Annotated in this window: 1 protein-coding gene; it reads right to left on the bottom strand. The window is 34.8% G+C overall.

What is annotated here, in order from left to right:
- Nucleotides 1–301: 301 nt before the first annotated feature.
- A partial coding sequence (locus tag OCV82_RS15115; protein ID WP_154045208.1) for a PD-(D/E)XK nuclease domain-containing protein occupies nt 302–1,323 on the bottom strand: 1,022 nt, incomplete at its 5' end.

The following is a 1,323-nucleotide window of genomic DNA, read 5'->3' on the forward strand; positions in this document are numbered from 1 at the left end:
GATTTGCTATCAGTACCATAAGTAACTCCTTTCTTTATATTTGAGACTGCGTAAAGATACACTTTTTTCGTGAAAACACAAAACAGTAAAAATACCAATGTCAAAAAGAAACTTCTATTGTTACAAACCGGTTTTGACAATAAATTAGGAGCCGTGGAGGATAAGTGAATTGATAAAAGGAACGCGAAACTTTACTATGCAATAGTTTTTTACAGAGTATCAATAGTAAATGGAAAAAAGAGGCAAGGAAAATAGTCTGCGTGGAATATGCCTAAATATTTAATAATGAGCAATTTACCATTCATTCTTCAATCTTCCAGTCAGAAATTGTACCAGTCTCTGAAGAAAAACTTGCTCCTATTTTGAAAATCTTACGTCCATCCAAAATATATTCACGAGCATAACCTTTATTTTCAATCTGCTCAATGGCCTCAACTGCCGTACCGTCAAGTTTGAATTCAAATATATATACGTACTGCGGAGTTTCTACAATACAATCCACCCGTCCTTGACTTTGCTGTTTTTCAGTATAGACTGTATAAACACTAATCAGTTTCATAATAAGATAAAAGGTATAGTGAAAATATCTTTCCTTTTCCCTTTCATTATCTTTTCTTCTCATGGAATAAGGAATGCTCGAAAGAAACGAAGTGAACAGTGGTTCCAACTTCTCTGTATTCCCGGCACGCATAGCATCAAGAACGTCAAAAATCCATCCTGTAATTCTTTCACCCGGCTGGAGGTAAGAAGTTGCAATCATAGTAATAAAACCATTTTTAACTTCATTGTTCGGGAAGTCTAAAAGGAAGCGGTTTCCAAACTCTTCATATCCTTTTATCGTAAGGTATCCACTTTGGTAAATCATTGGCAAAGGCATTTCGACATCAGCCTTATAATCAATAAATTCTTCCTGACGATAATACTTTCCAGTTAATTCATTTATATTTTCATTAAAATGGTTCATTAATCTGATTAGATACGTAGGCGTTCCTGTCTTGAACCAATAATCCTCCAGACGTTTACTGTCCATTGCGTTCAATAGGCTGAAAGGATTATATATATCAGTCATTTCATCACTGAAATGATAGCCGTCATATTGTTCTTTAAGCCTGGTCAACATATGATTATAGTCACATTTATATTTCTGCGCCATTTCATAAACAGGCTCTTGAAAATAAGTTTCAAGTTCTTTTTGTGTAATGCCACATAATGATTCGTATCTGGCATCCATGCTTATATCCTTAGGCTGATTAAAACCGCTGAAAACGCTGACTTGCGAGAATTTTGTCACCCCTGTTAAAAAAACGAACTGCAAATGTGCAT

Source organism: Bacteroides cellulolyticus (genome assembly GCF_025567135.1).
Classification (GTDB): Bacteria; Bacteroidota; Bacteroidia; order Bacteroidales; family Bacteroidaceae; genus Phocaeicola; species Phocaeicola cellulolyticus.